Source organism: Pseudovibrio sp. Ad26 (genome assembly GCF_001623285.1).
GTDB lineage: Bacteria > Pseudomonadota > Alphaproteobacteria > Rhizobiales > Stappiaceae > Pseudovibrio > Pseudovibrio ascidiaceicola.
Window position 1 is genome coordinate 90,410 of sequence record NZ_LMCE01000047.1, and the last position, 19,440, is coordinate 109,849.

The window sequence follows — 19,440 nt, forward strand, 5'->3', positions numbered from 1 at the left end:
AATCTTTAAGCGCAAAGTGGTATCTGCCGTGTGCTTGGCATATGGTGCCCCCATGTCCCGCTATGAGTTTCGCATGCAACGCTTATTTGTCGATCAAGATCTCCGCGCAGGCCTTCAATTGGAGGCAGACCGCGCACAGGCCAACTACCTTCTGAATGTCCTTCGCATGAAGGAGGGAGGCGATGTGCTCGTCTTCAACGGCAAGCATGGAGAGTGGCGGGCTCAGATACTGCCGACGGGGCGTAAGTCCTGTCACCTGATTGTGACTGAGCAGTTGCGTGAGCAGACACCGATGCCAGACTTGGACTATCTGTTTGCACCGCTGAAACTGGCGCGTCTGGATTACATGGTTCAAAAGGCCGTGGAGATGGGAGCAGGGCGCTTACGCCCGGTGCTCACCCAGTTCACCCAAAACCCAAAAGTGAAGCTGGAGCGCATGGAATCCAATGCGCTTGAAGCCTGTGAACAGTGCGGCGTGCTTTCAATCCCCTCCGTAATGGAGCCGCAGCAACTTAAGAAACTTCTTTCTACGTGGGAGCAAGAGGAAGGTGATCGTCAGATTATCTTCTGTGACGAAGGCCATGGGACGCACAATCCGTTGGATGCACTGAAAGATGTTCCTAAAGGACCTCTGGCCGTATTAATCGGCCCGGAAGGCGGTTTCTCTGAGGAAGAGCGTGCGCTTTTGCATAGCAAACCATTTGTACATGCTATCCCGCTTGGCCCACGGATTTTAAGAGCAGACACAGCTGCCGTCGCGGCTTTGGCCGTTGTTCAGGCAAAATTGGGAGATTGGTTCTAAGGTACTTCCAAATGGAGGCCTGAATGGACCTGAACAACAAGACTGCTGGCGCTAAAAAGCAGCCCCAAAAAGAGAGTTCAAAAAAGAAAGACCGCAAAAGATGGCGCCTGTCCATCTCCGCCGTCTTCAGCATTGGTGCGGCGATGCTGCTGGCCTTAATTGGCGGTTCCATGCTCCTTTATGTATCTGATGCCACAAACCGTCAGACAACCGTCATTATGCGCGAAACCGGGGCTCTCATTGTCGAACGTGGTCTTGAGGTTGTTGAAGATTTCTTCCGCAATGAAGAACGGATGGGGCTGCTGGCGGCTGAAGTCCTATCAGATCCACTGATCTACAACGCGCCTGTCGCTTTGCGTGAGCAGTTGATTTCCATCCTATCACGCCAGACCAATATTAAGCGGATTTCCTACACTTTCCCGACTGGACGACGGATCTCGGTTCAGTTAGATCACGCAAACCAGCCGGTTCAGCAGATGATGGTCATGCCTCCTAATGAACAGGATATGGAAGTCGGCAATCATCGTTGGGCTCCGCCGTATTATGATGAGGGCATTGGCGAAACGTTTATGCAGTTTGCCGTCTACATCAGAAATCCGGTCGACAATACAATCTCTAAACTCACGTTGGATTATCCAATATCTCTACTCGGTCAACTGATGGCTCGCATCAAGTGGCGGGCTTCTCAGATTCCGTTTATCCTTTATGGGCGAGATCAAGTGTTGGCGAGCTCAGAGCAAGCGTTTCTGAGCTTCAAGCCGAGTAAGGCAAAGCCGATCCCATTAATCTCAGATCTGCAGGACACACCTCTGAGCAATATCTGGTCCGAAAATGCCAACCGCAGGTCTCTCAACACCAATTATAAAGCCCACATCGACACAACCACCCATGGCACCTATCTGTATCTTTATGACGATTTGAGAAACGGAAATCGCTTCCCCATCATCATCGGTAGCTATGTATTAGCCTCTGAGTTCAGTGTTCCCTTCGAGAACCTGCACAAAATCTTTGTTGCTGCCACGGCTTTTCTGGCTGTCGGTGTGCTTCTTATGTTTTTGATTGGCCGAAGACTTGCAGGACCGTTTGTGGCTCTCGGAACCCAAGCAAATGCTATCCGTAAACTTAATATGGAAGGGTTGAGTGCGCTGCCAAGATCGCGGCTTAAAGAGGTAGATCAAGCCAACCAGGCCTTCAACTCAGCAGGCGTGGCTCTGAGTGCATTCTCCAGATATGTGCCTAAGGACTTAGTCAGAGTGTTGCTGGAACGAGAATTTGAAGGTCTCAACAGCACAGAGCTTCGCGAGATGACAATCCTGTTCTCTGATATCGCAGGGTTCACTGGTGTCGCCTCAAAGCTGACAGCAGAAGAGACCACGTCCTTACTCAACACGCATTTTCAGGAGCTTGCCGATTGCATAAGCCACACTCATGGAACCATCGACAAATACATTGGTGATGGTTGTATGGCGTTTTGGGGAGCCCCGGAAACCATGGAAAACCACGCGCAAGCAGCTATCGATGCAGTACATCTCATTGCACAAAGGCTGGAGACAGAGCTCAAAAACGAGGAGGGTGCGACTGAGAAGCCACGCTTGCGTATAGGAGTTCACACAGGAACAGTCGTTGTCGGCAACATCGGTGCCATTGAACGGATGAACTATACTGTCGTTGGAGATGCAGTGAATGTGGCTGCACGTCTACAGGAGCTTGGCAAAACGGTGGATCCTGATGCCAGAGTGATTGCCCTTGCCAGCAACGCGACGGTGGACCATCTCCGGGATAAATCTCATACGAAACATTTGGGAGATTATCAGTTGCGTGGCCGTGAGGAGGCCGTTGATGTCTACCGGATTGTTTAGAGCGGGCATCACTATTGAACCCAATTCAATCAAATTTCGTCTCTTAGACATAATATTTGCAGAATACTACATCCAAAATTAGGGAACTGACGTTACGTCTGATGAGTGATTAAATAGCCGTGAGAAGCTTACGAGGGGAAAACCTCATGTTACGACATGCCAATAACAATATGTTTTCCCTTATGGAAATGCTCAGCCAAAACTATGCAAAAGCCTATAAGGACTACTGTGAGACTAGCCACGGTTTTATGCCCTTCATGCAGAAAGAGGAAACGCCCTCTGGAAAGTCGGGTGCAAAATCTGCAGGTGTTCCTGAGTTCCCATACATGAATTGGGCTGATCCGTCTAAATGGCAAGGGATGACCGGGTTGCCACAGCAGGCTATGCTCTCTCAAGTTATGAGCATGTTCAGTGGTGATAAAAACATCAGTGCAGCCATGCAACGCCACCTCAGTCGCAAAGATGCCATGAATGTTGAAAGCTGGATGGAGCTAATGCCCATTTTACTGATGCTTTCCTATGGCAACATGATGAAGAATTATCTGGCAGGACCTCAACGCACTATGATGGAGGCCTACTTGCAAGGCTTCGCAAAAGGATGTCCAGAGTTACATCAGGACACGGATGCTGCGCGTAACCCAATCTTGGATGCACGGGAAGCTTTCTGGTCGCAGATGATGCCATTAGAAAATCCGATGCTTGAATTCTGGACAAATGCTCTGCAGGGCACAAGCACAGCTTCTGATGAGCACAATGAGTCACCAAAAGAATCTACAACGCAAAACACACGAGCCAAGAAGCCATCGTCTCCGGGGAATGGATCAGGCCGTAAGGCGCATCAATCCACTGCGAAGGAATCGGGTGTGCCATCCTTGTCTGGAGGTTTGGCAGCAATGCAACAAGCTCAGGGCGAGGCTTGGCAGCAATATTGCGACGTTTTTTGGCCAACTCGATCTCATAGGTAACAATATTTCACATATACCTGAGGATAACTTTTTGTGATGAAGATCACTAATTGAGGAAGTTGTTTACTGCAATTTCCTCCGTTTCCGTTCAGACCGAGAGTTCAGAACTAGCCTGATCGTCCAAGCTAATACAAACCGACATGAATTAATCTAGCATAACTCTCTATCTCAGTGAGAATTACTAGATGTTTTTTATATCGTAACTCCAAGTCGATTGGTCTTTTTCGGTTTTTATTTCAACTATTGGATTCTTTCGAGAGTCTCGTCGAATATAAGAGCAAGTTTGATTATATTAATTATTGTGATGAGTTGGTCTAAACTCCCTAAGAGAGGGAAAAGACTGCGATAATTAAGTATTATATTCCAACTCTCGGTTTTCTTTCCACCAGTATGCTGTATGTTCATATCAAATTGTTATGGATTGGGGACATGACAGCACTATTAGACTTAGATTCTCTGCGAACTCTGGTAATGATTGCGGATACTGGGAGCTTCACAAGAGCAGCAGAAGAACTTGATAAAACGCAATCAGCGATTTCCATGCAAATGCGCCGCATGGAAGACAAGCTTGAGCGCACGGTCTTCCGGAGAGAAGGGCGGCACTCAAAACTGACAGAAGATGGTGAGCTACTGCTGCGCCATGCCCGTCAGATGCTTCGTTTAAATGACGAGACATTAGCTATGTTCTCAGAGCGCGAAGTGACCGGTAAGGTTCGTCTTGGTCTTGCGGAAGGCATTGACGAAACCAGAACCGCAAAGATCATTTTCGAGTTCTCTAAGAACAATCCAAAAGCTGAAGCATCCATCGTCTGCGCACCAGCGGCAGATCTTCGTAAAGCTTTGGGAGAAGGCAAACTGGATCTTGCCATTATCGGCAGCCTTGCAGATGAAGCTGAAGCTGGTGAGGGGAGTGTTCTCTCCAGCGAGCGACTCGTCTGGGCAGCAGGCAGCAATTTCAAACTTGCCAGTGAAAGAGAACTGCCATTGGCTGTTGGTCTGGAACAATGTCGCATCCGAAAAGCCGCTGTTGAAGCGCTTGAGGATGACGAACGTGCATTCCGTATCCAATATAGTTCAAGTAATCCTGGTCTTGTTGAAATGACAGCAGCAAGTGGCATGGCAATTACAATTCAGCCACGTTCATCCCTTGTTGCATCGGATGCCGGGCTGTTGGAACTGGAAGGCCTGCCAAAGCTGCCAAACTACGTGGTCAAGCTGGTTCGCGGTAAGGAAAGCCACTTCAAAGCAGCGAATGCTTTGAGTGATTATCTAGCGAAATCCTTCGAGAAAACCGCAGCCTCTGCCTGAGTGGCATGATGAGAATAAGTTCCGTAGACCGGAAAAGAAGAAGGGCCTGCGTAATGCAGGCCCTTTTCATATGTGGGTGATGAATTTTTGGCGGTTCAATTAGGGGTAGAGCCGCCAATTGAGGCTCCCACAAAAATTATGCGCGTTGGCGGCGTTTTTCCATTTCTGCGCAGCGGCGTTCACTGGCACGAATACGCAGATGCCAGCTTGGGTCTTTACCATCACCAGCAGAAAGCGCGCTGAATACGTCATCGCGAGTAATGCCAATGTCGTCCAGCATACGGTCTTCCAGGCGTGCAAGCTCAACCATGGCACGTCGGTCCTGGTAGTGCTTCCAGAGCTTAAGAGGCAAAGCAGTCAGCACATGCAGTGTGTGAGCCAGCGTCAGCGGTTCAAAGGTGCCTGCATTAGCGCGATTTGGGTTGCGATATTCAGAAGGGGTAGGGAATGCAAGCGTCATGGTATCACTCTCCCGTTTGGATAAGCTGCTCTGGCTATCCATTGGAACTGGTATAGGGGGTTTAAAAAAGAGGGAACGGTGTCGTTCGATACGTCAAATATCACCGAAAAGTTGTAGACAAACAAGAGAATGTTTTCGATTGAAATCCATTCAAGATCGTGATTGATTGATCATCGTCAAATGGGAGGGAGCCCATGCCTTATTCGATCGATGTCGATCAATTGAGAACATTTCTGGCCGTCGCAGAATTGGGAAGTTTTACCAAGGCTGGCGATGCAGTACACAAAACTCAGTCCGCTGTTTCCATGCAAATGAAAAAGCTTGAGGAACGTATAGGACAGCCAATATTTGTTAAAGACGGACGTAACTCTAGGATAACAGAGCACGGAAGACGTCTTGTCGAATATGCGCGGCGCATGGTTGCTTTAAACGACGAAACGCTCTCTGCGTTTCATGAGCCTGAGATTGCCGGACGCATCCGACTCGGGCTGCCAGATGACTACGCAGAACGACTGTTGCCACAAGTACTTGCAGCATTTAATCGGCTGAACCCTTGCATCAATTTGGATGTGGAATGCTCCAGCTCAAATGAAATTGGGCGGCGAATCCAGAAGGGTGATCTGGACGTGGGAATCGTCACCAGTGGTGACTGCACCAGCGTACCGGGACAGATTGTGCGCCGTGAGCCTCTTCAATGGATAGGCTCTCGTGAGCATATCGTTCATGACCAGCGCCCATTACGTCTTGCGGTTGGCCCAACAACGTGTTCATGGAGACAGGCAGGTGTTGCCGCGCTTGATCATCTGAACGTTCAGCATCAGGTGGTGTACACCAGTGCCAGTGCTGCAGCTCTTGCTGGTGCCGTAAATGCCGGACTAGCGATCGCAATCCTGCCAGCCAGTGCGTTGCGTCAAGGGCAACGTATTCTTGGAGAAAAAGAAGGCCTGCCGCCACTGCCACCTTGTGACATCACCATCATCAGATCTCAAATGGCAATTGAGCCGGTTCATGATGCGCTCTGCCATCACATTGTAGCGTCCATTGGCAACGTCACTATGGAATATAACGGAATGGAAACAGAAGCCGCTGAGTAAGCGACTTCTCTATTGAAATGCTTCAAGTCCGGTGGTTCAAAACACCGGGCTTATTTTTTGGCAGAACGGCTGAGCACGATCCAGTTACCACCTAAAGCAAACATCAAACCAAGAATGGATGTTGCAGTCCAGGTGTAACCTTCCATCACCGTGGAAACGCCAAGCGCCACAATCGGAAACATCACTGTCGCATAGCCTGCACGCGCAGAGCCGATCCGCCCCAGCAATGTCAGATAAGCTCCAAAGGCGACGATGGAACCGATGACCACCATGTAAAGGAAGCTCCAGATAAACTCCGGCGTAAACGGAACCTCAAAGCTGGCACCTTGTAACAGGCCATTCAGACCAAGAAGAACAGTGCCGTACACCATGCCCCATGCACTGGCTGAGATCACCGAGATCTTTTTGGCTGTCGCACGTGCAGAGACGATGTTGCCAAAACAGAAGCTCAAAGTCCCTAGAGCACACAGACCAAGCCCGCCCAACGCTGCAATGTTCCAGGTACTGCCTGCAATCTCTTGATAAAACATCAGACAGATGCCGGAGAAGCCAAGCACAGCACCAACCACAAGCGCACGGCTCACTTTCTGTTTGAACAGAATGAAGCCAAGCACGATGTTGAAAACGGATGCTAAGGAAAATACCACCGACAGTAAACCTGAAGGCAGCTCACGCGAGCCGTGATAAAACAGTAGGAAGTTGGTTGAAAATAGTAACAGACCAAGCCCACCAAAGCTCAGGTGAGCGCGCAACGGAAAGGCCATCTTATGTCCGCCAAAGATTGCCCAACCCCACATCAAGATTGTCGCAAACAGAAACCGCCAGAACAGCGCAATCTCAGGGGTAATGACCGCCTGCAACTTTAAGGCATACCAGCTGAAGCCCCACGCAAATACGGTTGTGCCGTACAGTGCAAGATCGAACATACTAAGTGCTTGAGGCCTTTGAGAAATTGCAATGCCTGCATCAATATCGCTAGCACTCGTCATGAAATATTCCTGCTAATACAAAGTGTTCCAAGCAACGTCCTGCATGAAATCGCATGATGAAACAAATGAATAAACGTCATCAATTCATTTGAAAAGCGAATGATTTACGGTGCTATAGGTCAGTATTATAGATTAAAGATGCCCCATTTCGGGCTATAGCCATCATTCAGGATCGCAATGATCTGCAGTGGCGTAATCAGAGTCACATCTTCGGGCAACTCCCGCTCAGCCGCCGTATATCCTTCAAAACTCCAGCTCCACCATTTGTGGTTCTTCAGAGCATAAAACCTGTCGCCGCAATGAACCACCGTCCCATCCGGCCAGTCCTCATGCGGATTGATCTGCGGAGGACAAGCCGGTGATTTCTTGTGCCCGCAACGTTGCGAATGCAAAACCAAATCCATTTCATCGGAACTTGGAGCTACTTCTAATCCTTCGCAGTTCTTCCAATGCTCAGCAAAACGACGTGCCTCCTCCTTCCGACAGAAGAAACAAGGTCGATGACCTGCTGCCAGTGCGGTCACCTCGTCAAAGAAGAAGAGTTCCGTATAAAACTTGCCCCAGACATCGCGGTGCCAGTCTTTATAGGTCGTTGAGCAGCATAACCACCTGCGAGAAGCATGCGTTCGGCCAGTGAGTTTCTGCGTCTCTGGATCATGAATACGACCGCCGCGATTGCCCATGAACATGCCACGGGCAGGGACAGCACACAGCACACCATTGGGAGCAACACGGTTTTGCAAAGGCATAAGAACACACGATCAGGTAAAGATAGAACAGCCCAAACACACAACAAAGCATAGGGCACCAGTAAGGAAAGAAGTCCTAAGCCAGATTATCTGCTCAGCAGGAAGATGCCAAGAGCCGGAATCAAAAAGAAGATGCCAACCACGTAGCTCGCAGCCACGACAAACCGGCGCGCACCCAGTTCGCCAACAAACTCTGCAAGGCGTACTGGCAGATATCGCATGAAGGGCACACTGTAGATCAGCACAACACCCAGCACGTTATAAACCAGATGCACGATTGCAATCTCAAATGCCAGTTCTCGCTGACCAGTCACAGCAAATGCAGCCAGAATTGCCGTTAAACAAGTACCGATGTTCGCGCCAAGTGTGAACGGATAAACCTGCTTGGTTGTCAGAACGCCGGAACCCGCCAGCGGAACAATCAAGCTGGTTGTTGCTGAAGAAGACTGCAGCAGCAGAGTAGCGACCAGTCCGGTGAAAATGCCGGAGGACGGCGCAACAGATGTCATCTTCTCGGCCAGACGATGAGCATGGCCAGCCAGCAGAAGCTTGAGTAGCTGGCTTACAAACGTGATGCTGACTACAATCATCACAAAGCCCATCGCTGCAATCACAAGGCCATTCCACGGTTGTGCCAGACCGTACGCCAGCTCACGGATTTCTCCAATGAGGGGTTCGGTTAAGTAATTGACGAAGTTGAAGTTTGCGGTAATCAGATTGTCGGCAGGATCAAGCGCCGTGAAAAAATCACCAACAGCCATCGCAATTTTCTGCAAAAAGCCAAAGGCCAGCTCCAGCGGTAGAAAGATCAACAGGCAGATCAGGTTGAATGCGTCGTGAACCGTCGCCGCACTAAAGGCGCGCCGGAAATCTGCACGATCTCGCGCATACCCAAGGCTCACAAATGTATTGGTGAGTGTCGTGCCGAAGTTGGCACCAATCACAATAGGAATAGCAATGGAGATAGGCATCCCTGCTGCAACCAAGCCAACCACAATAGACGTGGTGACAGAAGAGCTCTGCACTAAAGATGTGGTCAGAATACCAACAAGCACGCCTGCAATTGGATTGGTGGCATAGGAAAAGATCTGTTCGGCTGTCTGATGACCAATGGCAACAAAGCCAGCTTCAATAAGGCCAACAGCACAAAGAAGAAAATAGATCAGGAATCCGACAGAGATCCAGTTGAGCAAACTTATGCCCAGTGGCATGTGGTGCTCATCCTCAAGATAGGGCTCGTCGTTGTTCAGGGGATCTTTTTGCACCGACATATCCGTCTATAAAAGTTCACCACGACATTTAGCCGTATCTTCTAACACCAGTAGCACAACCTAGGAAATCACCAAGGCTTTCGTTGACCGCCTCTGCATTTGCAGGGTAAATACTCAAGCTAACTACGGTATTTTACAGGTCAATCACCTGCATCCTATTGCTCACTGATCGGCTAACTGTCAACATCTGCCGGGTGTGATTCTGCCAGATTTTTCTACGTGGTGGCCAAATTTTCCTTGGAGGGGACATACCCGATGATGAAGAAATTTAAACTAGCATTAGCAACTCTTGCTCTTTCTGTCGGTTTCGGAGCAGCAGCTTCCGCTACGGATCTGCCAGATCTGAAGGGCCGCACCGTTGTTGCAGTGACCGAAAATGCATACACACCTTTGAACTTCGCAGATCCGAAAACCGGTGAGGGCATCGGTTGGGAGTATGACGCATTCAACGAAATCGCAAAACGCCTCAACATGAAGGTGGATTGGCGCTTGGCCTCATGGGACAGCATGATCGAAGCAGTTCGTCAGGGCCAGTTTGATGTGGGCATGGACGGCATTACCATCAACGAAGAGCGTGAAAAGCAGATCGATTTCACTGATCCTTACATGACCTCTGAGATGTTCATGCTGGTGCGTGCGAACGAAGACCGCTTCGACAACTCTAAAGCTTTTGCTGACGACCCAGGCTTGTTGGTTGGCGCACAGCCGGGCACCACAAACTTCTATACCGCTGTTTATGCTGTGTTGGATGGCGATGAAAACAACAAGCGCATCCAACTGTTCGAAACCTTTGGCGCTTCTGTTCAGGCACTGCGTGCTGATGATGTTGACATGGTGTTGATGGATGCAACGGCAGCAGCAGGCTACATGGGCGCATCCCCAGATAGCTTTAAAGTCGTTGGCGGTCCAATTGGTTCGGAAGACTTTGGCTTCATTCTGACCCCAGGTTCTGACCTGCGCGAGCCAATTAATGCAGCACTCAGCGCCATGCGCGAAGACGGCACCATAGATGCCTTGAACCAAAAATGGTTCTTTGACTATAAGTCCAAGAACTAACAAGAGCTTAGTTGATTTGGCGGGTGCACGGCGCCCGCCATTTCTATTAAAGGCATTACAAAAGATTTCTGGACCTCATCAAGAAATCCACAAACGAGATTTAAAGGAAACGCGATGGGCATGCGTTCTGCCACAAGATCCCGGTTGAACAAGCTTCCCTGGTGGTTGCTCGCATCATTTGTTCTCGCAGTTTTCTTTCTCTGGCTCATCGCCGCAAATGGTGATTATCGCCAGATCTTTGAGACCCTTCTCAGAGGTGTTGGCATCACCCTGTTCGTCACCTTTGTCTCATTCATCATCGCGAGCATCCTCGGGCTTGTCATTGCATTAGGGCGCGGTTCCAAACACCGTGCCATACGCGAGTTGTGCTCGTTCTACACCGAGATCATGCGCGGTGTACCCATGTTGGTGTTGCTCTTCTACATTGCTTTTGTTGGCGCTCCACAAATGGTTGCAGCTTACAACTGGATCATGGGGCCGTTGATTGAATGGGAGATCGTCGACAAGCTGCGTGTCCGCGACCTCTCCATGCTGTGGCGTGCGATCATTGCACTATCCATTGGTTATTCTGCCTTCATTGCAGAGATTTTTCGCGCAGGTATTGAGAGCGTCGATGACGGGCAGTTGGAAGCCGGTCGAGCACTTGGCCTCTCCAGATGGCATACGTTCCGCTTCATCATCTGGCCGCAAGCACTCAAGAACATCCTACCGCCATTGGGAAATGACTTCATCGCGCTTATCAAGGAAAGTGCGCTGGTCTCGGTGCTTGGTGTGCAAGACATCACCCAGCTCGGCAAAATCTATTCTGCATCCACTTTTCAGTTCTTTGAAACCTACAATGTGGTTGCGTATCTCTACCTCATCATGACAGTCTCGCTGTCTCTGGTCGTTCGCGGTTTGGAACAGCGCATGAAAAGAGCCTTTGAAAACGAAGCTTAGAACCTGCCCTTAAAAAGCCCACAGAGGCTTTAGGTCGGATTTCTACAAAACAATGATAAATGCAGCATGCCCAACAAAGAAAGCACAGCTGCTTATGACAGGAAGTTGGAATGACCGTTCTCGTTATTGAAAACTGCGAAAACGTAACGCTTGGCCTGCTGGGACAGGCGCTGGATCACGCGAAAATGCCGATTGATCTGCGTGTCATGGCACAAAATGATCCGCTTCCCACTGACATCTCAAAGTTCAACGGACTGGTTGTTCTGGGCGGCTTGCAACATGCCAGAGCGGATGAAGAGTTCCCATTCCTGACAGATGTATGCGATACGATCCTTGCATTTCACGAAGCCGACAAACCGGTGATGGGCATCTGCCTCGGTAGCCAACTGATCGCACGCGCATTCGGCGGTGAGAACATTCTGGGAAATCCGGTTGAAGCCGGCTGGCTACCGCTACAAGTCTCAGAGCAAGGCAAACAAGACCCAGTCATCTCCGCCTTTGAAGAAGACGACCACATCTTCATCCTGCACACAGACACGTACACTCTGCCGAAAGATGCCATACATCTGGCATCCAGTGAGATGACGCCTAATCAGGCCTTCAAGATGGGCCGTGCAACATACGCCATCCAGTTCCATTTCGAGTGCTCCGTCGATCAAGTGAACCATTGGAACGGCTGCTTCCATGGCCCAATCAACGAACTGGTTCCGCACTGGAGCGAAATTCTGGAAGAGCAGGGACCAAAGTTTGGCCCAAGAGCTGACGCGTTGGGACTGGAGATCTCCCGCCGCTGGATCGCCTTGCTGTAGGTCTACAGTCTTCTACTCATCGTATATCTGAATGGTCATCTCGCAGGCTGCATCGCGGAGAGGGATGATTTTCTTGTAAGCCTCGGAGGTATAAAAATCTTCGAGGCTTTGAAGGTCTTTGTAACGGAACACGGCTGCAATGTGTGGCATCAGCTCATCACCCTGTTTCGTTTGCGAGAATTTGCCGCGCGCAATGACCTCTACTCCGGCCTCTTCCATCAATGCCGCAGCCGCTTGCACATACTGCTGAAACTGATCCATGTCTTTGATAATGGCATAAGAGAAGTTCAAAACTGACATTCAGAAGAATCCTTTCGAGTATTTAGTGAGTTTGTGCTGATGCTTCCTTTCATACAAGTAAGCTATTCGCAGGATTCCTCATTTGGGCTACCGTCGTCCTCCAAGTTGCCGAAGCACCTTTGCACTTAGTCGAAGCACCCAATTGGGTATCTTCAGGAAACGAGCTTGAATGCCGTTCTTAAAGGCCTCACGAGCTTCAATCCGCGTGATCCAGTCATTCACATTTGGTAGAGATTTGAACGAGTAGCCCAACTGGCGAAGAATGATCGTATTGGGGAACCAGGCGATATCCGCCAGTGAGTATTGGTTGCCAACAAGCCAGTCTTGGGTCTTAAGAAGGTGCTCAAGTTCAGAAAATTGCTCATGAACAATCCGTTTTGCACCCTCAGGATCGTTGGCAGTCTGACCAGCCAGCCGTTCTGCATGAAATTTGGCGCGATGAGGCACGTGATCCTTGTAAAACTGGGCATCGCGCGGTGTCGGTAAACGCCCATATCCGCAGGAATAAACATAGTTCACGACCATACTCATGTGCGATGCGTCCGCACTTTCTAGCAGAGCCTCCATTTGCATTTTGAGTGTTGAGTCTGCCGGTGTGAGGGATGGATCAGGGTAAAGCTTCTCCAGATAGTGCAACATCGTGATGGACTCGTTTATCGCCACACCATCATGCACCAGTGCAGGAACCGAAGCATTCGGATTGATGGCATGATACTTTGCTGTCAGTTGCTCGCTTCGCATAAGGTCGACAAAGTGCATCTCAGCCTCAATGCCTTTCTCTGCCAGCAACAGCATCACTCGCTGAGCGCAATTGGAATAGGGGTTGTAGAACAAGTGCAGACCGTACAGGTCTTGGGGACGAATAGCTTCCATGGCAGACCTCAGAGAACTCGGGTTAAAGCAAAGCGACGTTTGGGAAAATGGACATGAACACGCCCTGCAACATCGGTATTACGAGCAAGAACCCAACGCTGTTCATCCTCACCAACCAGCTCACCATGCGTGCCTTGTGTTGCGTAATCTGTTGGCCCAATAACAACTGATGCCCCAATCAACGGACTACGTTTCATCTCGACTGGGATCTCTCGTGGATCAGCGTGCGAGGCAACTTGGAGAGCGTCGTTTGCCGAAATATCCGTGCGATATCCATGTCCGATGGATACCATTCGGTGAAACCAGTTTTTCAACAGACGGCGCCCTGCAAACACCTGCCGATGATCCATTTTTTCACGAAACCAGACCATATGAACCGCGCTGAAGTCTGCGATGCCGGGTGTGTAACCATGTAGAAAATCAGAGGTTAGCTGGCTTTCAAGCTGATCCAGAAACCTCTGCCAAATGGCCTTTGCTTCTTCTCGGGATGGCTGAACGAGATGCGTATCAGTCAGCAGCTTTTTCTTATCTTGAAGGTAGCCCGGAATCGCACGCAAAGGCACCTGTTGGAGCAATGCTTTGATCAATCCAAATACTGGAACAGATGCAATGCACCCAAAGAAAACGCTTGTCTCAAGCTCCTGTAGGAATGCGCTGATTGCCTCATTTTGTTCATAAGGAGATAATTGAGGGTTTTCTGAAGACTGTGCAATCTCCTCTGCAATCAGGATGGTATCGCAAAAAACATCAGCTCCTTTCTGCGCAACGGGAATACGCCGGTATCCGCCCACCAATGGATCGATGGAAGGGCGTGGCGGCGCAAGAGGAGCTTGTACGGAGGACCAACTGATTCCGGTGTAGCCGAGCATAAGTCGGATCTTTTCTGAATACGGCGAAACGTCTTTGTGATGGAAAATCATGACAGCACCGCAAATCAGGAGGCAAACGGGCGGAAGGCACCGTTCTTGGCAAGAGCCGTTTTATAAGCAGGGCGCGAACGCATCCGGCCCAGATACGCGGTGATATTCGGATACTGCCCACCAAAACCGATGCGAACCTCGGCAACCTCCAGACAATACCCCATCACGATATCTGCAGCACTCAGGCTATCGCCTGCAAGCCATGTTGAGCGCCTCAATTCCTCTTCGATGAATGAAAGCATTCTGGTGATGCGAGGTTCCAGATAAGCTGCACGTACCTTTCCAACCACAGCAGACATGACTGGCCGCAAGAAGAAGGGCACTTTGGAAATCATCCGCTTAAAAATCAGGCTGTCCAGCAGCAGCGGCATAAAGCTGCCCTGTGTTGCATGGAACCAGAACAGGTACCGTGCACGTTCCTCAGAGCCCGGCTCAGGGCGCAACGTGGCATTGGGATGCTTATCCAGAATGTAGTCAACGATCGCATTGGTCTCGGGCAAAACCAGATCACCATCCGAGATTGTTGGTGATGTGCCAATCTGGTGGAGGCGTTTATAGTCGGAAGGGGCGAGGTCAGTCGCTGCATCTCGCTTATACTGCTTGATTTCATAAGGAACATTAAGTTCTTCAAGCAGCCATAAAATGCGAATGCTCTGTGAATTTTCCAGATTATGAACGGTAATCATGCCAAACCCTTTGCGTCTTGCAAAAGGGGCAAGCCTTAAAGTTTGAGCAGCAACTCGTAGAGCTTCTCGTAATCGTCCTTTGTCAACGAGGAGGGTCCCATCTTCAAAAGCTCCTCATCAGCAGCCCTATGGGCCATGCGCCCATCATCTGTAATGCTGATAAAGACGGTTCTTTGATCCTCTTCGCTGCGCTCCTTGGCAATGTACCCTTGAGCGACCAGCTTGTTCAAAGTACGCGATACGTTAGGACTGTCATCAATCATAATCGATTTGAGCTGGCCCACGGTAAGTGTGCCTGTTTGTGACTTGTCGAGCCCATGCAAAATGGTAAGCTGTAGCAAAGAAAGGTTCTGCCCACTGATCAGGCGTTCCATTTCCGCTTTATGCTCTTGAGCAGCGCACATAAGCAAAGCCATGGCTTTATGCTCAATCTCCAAATCTGATTTGATGATAATGTCCTTGTTGGCCAACCGCGTCTCCTTGTCTGTTGAGATGCTATTTCGCACAGAACTTCATGATGTTGCAAGTTGCTGAGACTGCGAATGACCCACTGCTGTCGGCTTTGGCCTTCCCCTATGTTGTCTTGATTTCATAAGAGATCAATGGAACTGACGGATACCGCCATCTGACCTCTTGGCGTTGGGGGCAAGGGCTTTGCTGTTCCACTGATCTCATAAAAAGGAGTAGCTCTACCCATAATAAGTGTCAAGGAATATAAATCCATGAAATTTAAATTATGACGGTTTGACGCAGGATAGAGGAGGGGAGGTGAGCAAAAAAAGCCCCCACATCAGACTGCAGGGGCTTGAGGTTTTAGGTTATTCAGCAGGCCATTTCATCTCGCCCATCACCACCTTGGCTCCAAGAGCAAGGTCACTGGTTCTGCGCTCTTCCAGTGCAGGAAACTCCGCTTTCATCAATGTCACCAACTCATCAGAGTTTTTCGCAAGAGCTGCATTCTTCTCAACCGCAGCGATATAGGCTTTTGTGAACGCAATAGAACCCACCGTCTGGCTGTTGGTCTTGCCCATAAAATGACCTGGGATCACACGTTTCGGATTCAGAGCAAGAAGATCATCAAGGCTCTTCTGCCAGTCTTCGCGTTTCTCTGATGTTGGGTTATCAGCCTGCCAGATATGAGAGTTGTCAAAGACAAGTACCCCACCCAAAACAGTGCGTTCTGAAGGAACCCAAAGACTGGTGTGAGATGGATCATGCCCCTCAAGACCAAAGATCTCAATTGGTGTTCCATCCACTTTGAGCTCGTCACTGCTAATCGCTTCTGGAATGACCAAATCCTGAGGTGCATCTTCTTTCAGGATCGGCCCCCAAAAAGCAAACTTGCCTTCAATTGTGGCTTTGATCTTCTCGACAGTAGGCTGCGTGGCAATAATCTTGGCATCAGGAAATGCTGCGCGCAGCACATCCAACCCGAAGTAGTAATCAGGATCACCATGGCTGATATAAATGGACGTCAGTGTTTTACCACTCTCCTTGATGATTGAAATCAGGTTTTGAGCATCACCGCGTTGAAACTGCGCATCTACCAGAACAGCTTCGCTTGGGCCTTCAATCAATGTGGATGTAACAGGGAACAGACCTTCATCACCCGGGTTGTAGACCTCAAAAGTTAGGGCGGTTGTATGCTGAGCATAGGTTGCAACAGGCGCAAGAGTAGCGGTTGCTGCAAGGCTTGCAGCAAGAGCAAGAGATTTAATCATTTGTTTTCCTTGGGGTTAAAGAGCAGGAAAGTCCTGCTGAATGCTGTGAGAGAAACTGTTCAAAGCCCCCGTTAGCTGTTCATAAGAGCCGAAAAGCAAATCAGAGGGCAGCAGCATGCGTTCACCGTGTGCGTCTGCAACAAGTGCCGGTACACCACGCCCACCCATCTGGTTCAAAACCATCTGGCCATGAGCAACACGCCGTGCGGCCTCTGCTTCAACAGACGTCATATGGCCTTGAAGCAGGGCAGCTGCATCTGCAAAGTCTGAACCGGAGAGCAAGCCTACCAGCAATGAAAGATCAGTGATGTCTTCACCAGCCACATACCGCGCGTTTTGGATGAGTTTCAGCGCATCTGGCCCTCGTGCTGGTTCTACGATCGAGCATGCGGTCATAGCGAGTGTCGCAAATGTTGAATCTAGTGCTTGCCCGTCACCATTCAGGACCTGACTTTGATAAGCACTGCTGAAAGACTGCCCTGTCAGCTTTGCAATCTTTTGGTCAGAAGCCCAGGCATAAGACGCAAAAGAACGATCCAGAGGCCGAGCACCAGCACCGCTAAACAGGCCCGCTGGCAACATCTCAATCTCATAGTCCTTGGCCAGATCCGCCAGTCTGGGAGCTGCGCCGTAGCACCACCCACATAGCGGGTCATAGATGTAGAGGAATGAGTGCGTCATAGGTTTCTCCTTGTTGCAGGGGAACCTAGGGCAACTTGACTATCTGTAGAATGCAGATAATTTTGACATACTGTATGAAAAATAGAGACAATTAAATGAGCCTCTACAATCTCAACCGCCTCCGCCACTTTGTTGAAGTCGTCGAAAGTGGCTCCTTCACTGCAGCGGCGAAAAAGCTCGGTCTGGGAAAAGCCATCGTCAGTCACCAAGTTGCAAAGTTGGAAGAAGAGCTCGGTGCAGCCCTACTGGTGCGCACTACACGCTCTCTTCAAATGACAGAAGCAGGGCAGCGGTTTTATGAGAATGCCGCAGAAATTCTTGCTCAGGCGGAACGTGCGGTACAGGAACTCCAGCAGGAGCAGGAGATTCCCAGCGGCTTGCTCACGGTCACAGCGCCAGAAGATTACGGCCAGTGCGTCGTCGCCAGAGCGCTCATGCGATTGAGGGCGAAATATCCAAAAATCAGGGTCAATGCGGTCTTTACGGACGAAAAACTGGATCAGCTTAAGGAGAAAATAGATGTCTCCATCCGTGTTGGTTGGTTAGAAGACAGCTCTGCTATTGCAAGAAAAATTGGCAGTTTTCAGCAATATACTGTGGCATCGCCGCAATATGTCGAAGCAATGGGACCAATCACAACACCAATGGATCTGCAAGATAAAGACTGGATCTACCACTGCAAGCTGCCTGCGGGAATATCGTGGCAATCAGCTGAAGGGGAGGAGGTGCAGTTTGTGCTCCAAAACCCGCCAATCACAGTCTGGAACACACTGACTTCGCATGCATGTGCCCTCGGCCACGGTGGCCTGTGTCTCCTCCCATCCTTTCAGATCCGCGAAGATCTGGCATCAGGCCGCTTGCAACGCGTGTTGCCCGACTGGCACCATAAAGAAGGTGGCATTTATGCGCTCTTCCCAAACAGCCGCTTTCGTCCAGCCAAGACCAAGGTGTTTGTAGAAGAGTTGATAAAGGCGCACAAAGAGGTTCGCGATGTATTTTAAGACGAGCGCTGGCGCTAAACCCAGGTCTTCTGATGCAGTTGACACATCCGGTTGATCAGCCACTTACAGGCAGGCGCTTGCGCCTGCTGCTTGCCCCAGACAAGAGAGACCTTGTTGAGAATAGCGTTCTGCTGAAAATCATAGGAAAGCTCTTTCAACTCACCAGCCTTCACCTCATCATCCACCATCTGTGCTGGCAACTCTGCCCAACCCACGCCGCCATGCACCATATTGTGCGCCACGCGCGGGTTGTCCGTAATCAGCAGATGCGGTCCTTTCTGGCGAGAAAACTCAGGTGAGTTCCGATCAATCTCTGTCTCAGAAATAATCTGTCGGTATCCGCGTAAGTCCACCAGTCGGACTTCTTCCAGCTCAGCCAGAGGATGGTCCTTGTGGCAAACTGAAATCCGACGCTCAAATCCAAGTCCGCGGAAGTGGTAGCCTTCCTTGTAAGGGTGCCGTTCGATGATAATCCCAAGCTGAGCGCTTTCTTCTGCAAGCCTGGAAAACACATCGCCAAAAGAGGCGGTCTGGACGTGCAGTTCCACCTTCGGAAACTGCTTGTCGAAATCATGAAAAACATCGTTAATTTCAGATACATAAGTTCCATATTCAAACACGACTTTGAGGCTGCCTTCCGCTCCCTCACAAAGGGCGCCCGCCTTCACAAGCAAATCCTGCCTGCTCTGTAAAATGGATCTTGCATAGTCCAGCAACGAAACGCCGGAGACTGTCAGCTCTGCACGGTAGCTGCTGCGATCAAATAGGCTTGATCCGAGGTCGATCTCCAGATTGGAAATAGCAGCACTTACAGCAGATTGTGCCTTACCCAACCGCCGTGCCGCAGCAGAAAATGATCCTAACTCTGCGGCAGTCACAAACGCTTCCAACTGGTCAATACTGGGCATCTAACCTCAACATGATCTGAAATAATGATGGAGTTCAACTTTACTGCAT

At 49.9% G+C, this 19,440-nt stretch carries 21 protein-coding genes; 9 read left to right on the forward strand and 12 right to left on the reverse strand.

Annotated features, from left to right (window positions below):
* Window positions 1-73: 73 nt before the first annotated feature.
* From PsAD26_RS06890 to PsAD26_RS06905, 4 genes are all read left to right on the forward strand, one after another.
* Window positions 74-802: a 16S rRNA (uracil(1498)-N(3))-methyltransferase gene (locus tag PsAD26_RS06890; RefSeq protein ID WP_082596932.1), complete on the forward strand. Its 729-nt coding sequence runs from the start codon at window positions 74-76 to the stop codon at window positions 800-802.
* Window positions 803-825: 23 nt separating this feature from the next.
* The gene (locus tag PsAD26_RS06895; protein ID WP_063309804.1) at window positions 826-2,661 is read left to right on the forward strand and encodes an adenylate/guanylate cyclase domain-containing protein; all 1,836 of its coding nucleotides are present in this window, start codon (window positions 826-828) and stop codon (window positions 2,659-2,661) included.
* A 146-nt stretch (window positions 2,662-2,807) separates the two neighbouring features.
* A complete protein-coding gene (locus tag PsAD26_RS06900; RefSeq protein ID WP_208985550.1) occupies window positions 2,808-3,626 on the forward strand; it encodes a hypothetical protein in 819 nt (272 codons plus the stop codon).
* Window positions 3,627-4,055: 429 nt separating this feature from the next.
* Entirely contained in the window at window positions 4,056-4,934 is an 879-nt protein-coding gene (locus tag PsAD26_RS06905; protein ID WP_063309806.1) for a LysR family transcriptional regulator, read from the forward strand.
* Window positions 4,935-5,070: 136 nt separating this feature from the next.
* Here PsAD26_RS06905 and PsAD26_RS06910 read toward each other — a convergent pair whose 3' ends face one another.
* Entirely contained in the window at window positions 5,071-5,394 is a 324-nt protein-coding gene (locus tag PsAD26_RS06910) for a DUF1127 domain-containing protein (RefSeq protein WP_063309807.1), read from the reverse strand.
* Between the two features lie 194 nt (window positions 5,395-5,588).
* Here PsAD26_RS06910 and PsAD26_RS06915 point away from each other — a divergent pair, with 194 nt between their 5' ends.
* Window positions 5,589-6,488, forward strand: coding sequence for a LysR substrate-binding domain-containing protein (locus PsAD26_RS06915; protein WP_057463767.1), 900 nt, complete (start codon window positions 5,589-5,591; stop codon window positions 6,486-6,488).
* Window positions 6,489-6,538: 50 nt separating this feature from the next.
* On the opposite strand, the gene PsAD26_RS06920 is transcribed toward PsAD26_RS06915, so the two are convergent.
* From PsAD26_RS06920 to PsAD26_RS06930, 3 genes are all read right to left on the reverse strand, one after another.
* Window positions 6,539-7,477 carry a DMT family transporter gene (locus PsAD26_RS06920; RefSeq protein ID WP_063309808.1) on the reverse strand — a complete coding sequence of 313 codons (939 nt, stop codon included), beginning with the start codon at window positions 7,475-7,477 and terminating at the stop codon, window positions 6,539-6,541.
* 125 nt (window positions 7,478-7,602) lie between these two features.
* Window positions 7,603-8,226 carry a hypothetical protein gene (locus tag PsAD26_RS06925; protein WP_063309809.1) on the reverse strand — a complete coding sequence of 208 codons (624 nt, stop codon included), beginning with the start codon at window positions 8,224-8,226 and terminating at the stop codon, window positions 7,603-7,605.
* A gap of 86 nt (window positions 8,227-8,312) precedes the next feature.
* Window positions 8,313-9,497, reverse strand: coding sequence for a Na/Pi symporter (locus tag PsAD26_RS06930; protein WP_193758266.1), 1,185 nt, complete (start codon window positions 9,495-9,497; stop codon window positions 8,313-8,315).
* Between the two features lie 258 nt (window positions 9,498-9,755).
* Here PsAD26_RS06930 and PsAD26_RS06935 point away from each other — a divergent pair, with 258 nt between their 5' ends.
* The 3 genes from PsAD26_RS06935 to PsAD26_RS06945 all read left to right on the forward strand — a co-directional run bounded on the left by PsAD26_RS06935 (window position 9,756) and on the right by PsAD26_RS06945 (window position 12,301).
* Window positions 9,756-10,553 (forward strand): transporter substrate-binding domain-containing protein, encoded by a 798-nt coding sequence (locus tag PsAD26_RS06935; protein ID WP_193758271.1) that lies wholly within the window; start codon window positions 9,756-9,758, stop codon window positions 10,551-10,553.
* 114 nt (window positions 10,554-10,667) lie between these two features.
* On the forward strand, window positions 10,668-11,492 hold the full coding sequence (locus tag PsAD26_RS06940; protein ID WP_063309812.1) for an amino acid ABC transporter permease: 825 nt from the start codon (window positions 10,668-10,670) through the stop codon (window positions 11,490-11,492).
* A 110-nt stretch (window positions 11,493-11,602) separates the two neighbouring features.
* Window positions 11,603-12,301, forward strand: coding sequence for a type 1 glutamine amidotransferase (locus PsAD26_RS06945; protein ID WP_063309813.1), 699 nt, complete (start codon window positions 11,603-11,605; stop codon window positions 12,299-12,301).
* 12 nt (window positions 12,302-12,313) lie between these two features.
* Here PsAD26_RS06945 and PsAD26_RS06950 read toward each other — a convergent pair whose 3' ends face one another.
* From PsAD26_RS06950 to PsAD26_RS06980, 7 genes are all read right to left on the reverse strand, one after another.
* Entirely contained in the window at window positions 12,314-12,601 is a 288-nt protein-coding gene (locus PsAD26_RS06950; RefSeq protein WP_063309814.1) for a DUF1330 domain-containing protein, read from the reverse strand.
* 87 nt (window positions 12,602-12,688) lie between these two features.
* Window positions 12,689-13,474, reverse strand: coding sequence for a glutathione S-transferase family protein (locus tag PsAD26_RS06955; protein ID WP_063309815.1), 786 nt, complete (start codon window positions 13,472-13,474; stop codon window positions 12,689-12,691).
* Between the two features lie 8 nt (window positions 13,475-13,482).
* A complete protein-coding gene (locus PsAD26_RS06960; protein WP_063309816.1) occupies window positions 13,483-14,394 on the reverse strand; it encodes a glutathione S-transferase family protein in 912 nt (303 codons plus the stop codon).
* A gap of 14 nt (window positions 14,395-14,408) precedes the next feature.
* Window positions 14,409-15,080, reverse strand: a complete 672-nt coding sequence (locus PsAD26_RS06965; protein WP_063309817.1) for a glutathione S-transferase — start codon at window positions 15,078-15,080, stop codon at window positions 14,409-14,411.
* A gap of 35 nt (window positions 15,081-15,115) precedes the next feature.
* Window positions 15,116-15,550 carry a MarR family transcriptional regulator gene (locus PsAD26_RS06970; protein WP_208860121.1) on the reverse strand — a complete coding sequence of 145 codons (435 nt, stop codon included), beginning with the start codon at window positions 15,548-15,550 and terminating at the stop codon, window positions 15,116-15,118.
* A 348-nt stretch (window positions 15,551-15,898) separates the two neighbouring features.
* The gene (locus PsAD26_RS06975) at window positions 15,899-16,801 is read right to left on the reverse strand and encodes an MBL fold metallo-hydrolase (protein WP_063309818.1); all 903 of its coding nucleotides are present in this window, start codon (window positions 16,799-16,801) and stop codon (window positions 15,899-15,901) included.
* Between the two features lie 15 nt (window positions 16,802-16,816).
* Window positions 16,817-17,482 carry a hypothetical protein gene (locus tag PsAD26_RS06980; RefSeq protein WP_063309819.1) on the reverse strand — a complete coding sequence of 222 codons (666 nt, stop codon included), beginning with the start codon at window positions 17,480-17,482 and terminating at the stop codon, window positions 16,817-16,819.
* A gap of 95 nt (window positions 17,483-17,577) precedes the next feature.
* On the opposite strand from PsAD26_RS06980, the gene PsAD26_RS06985 reads away from it, so the two are divergent.
* Window positions 17,578-18,483, forward strand: coding sequence for a LysR family transcriptional regulator (locus PsAD26_RS06985; RefSeq protein ID WP_063309820.1), 906 nt, complete (start codon window positions 17,578-17,580; stop codon window positions 18,481-18,483).
* Window positions 18,484-18,497: 14 nt separating this feature from the next.
* Here the strand turns inward: PsAD26_RS06985 and PsAD26_RS06990 are convergent, their stop codons facing one another.
* Window positions 18,498-19,391 (reverse strand): LysR family transcriptional regulator, encoded by an 894-nt coding sequence (locus PsAD26_RS06990; RefSeq protein WP_063309821.1) that lies wholly within the window; start codon window positions 19,389-19,391, stop codon window positions 18,498-18,500.
* Window positions 19,392-19,440: the final 49 nt, after the last annotated feature.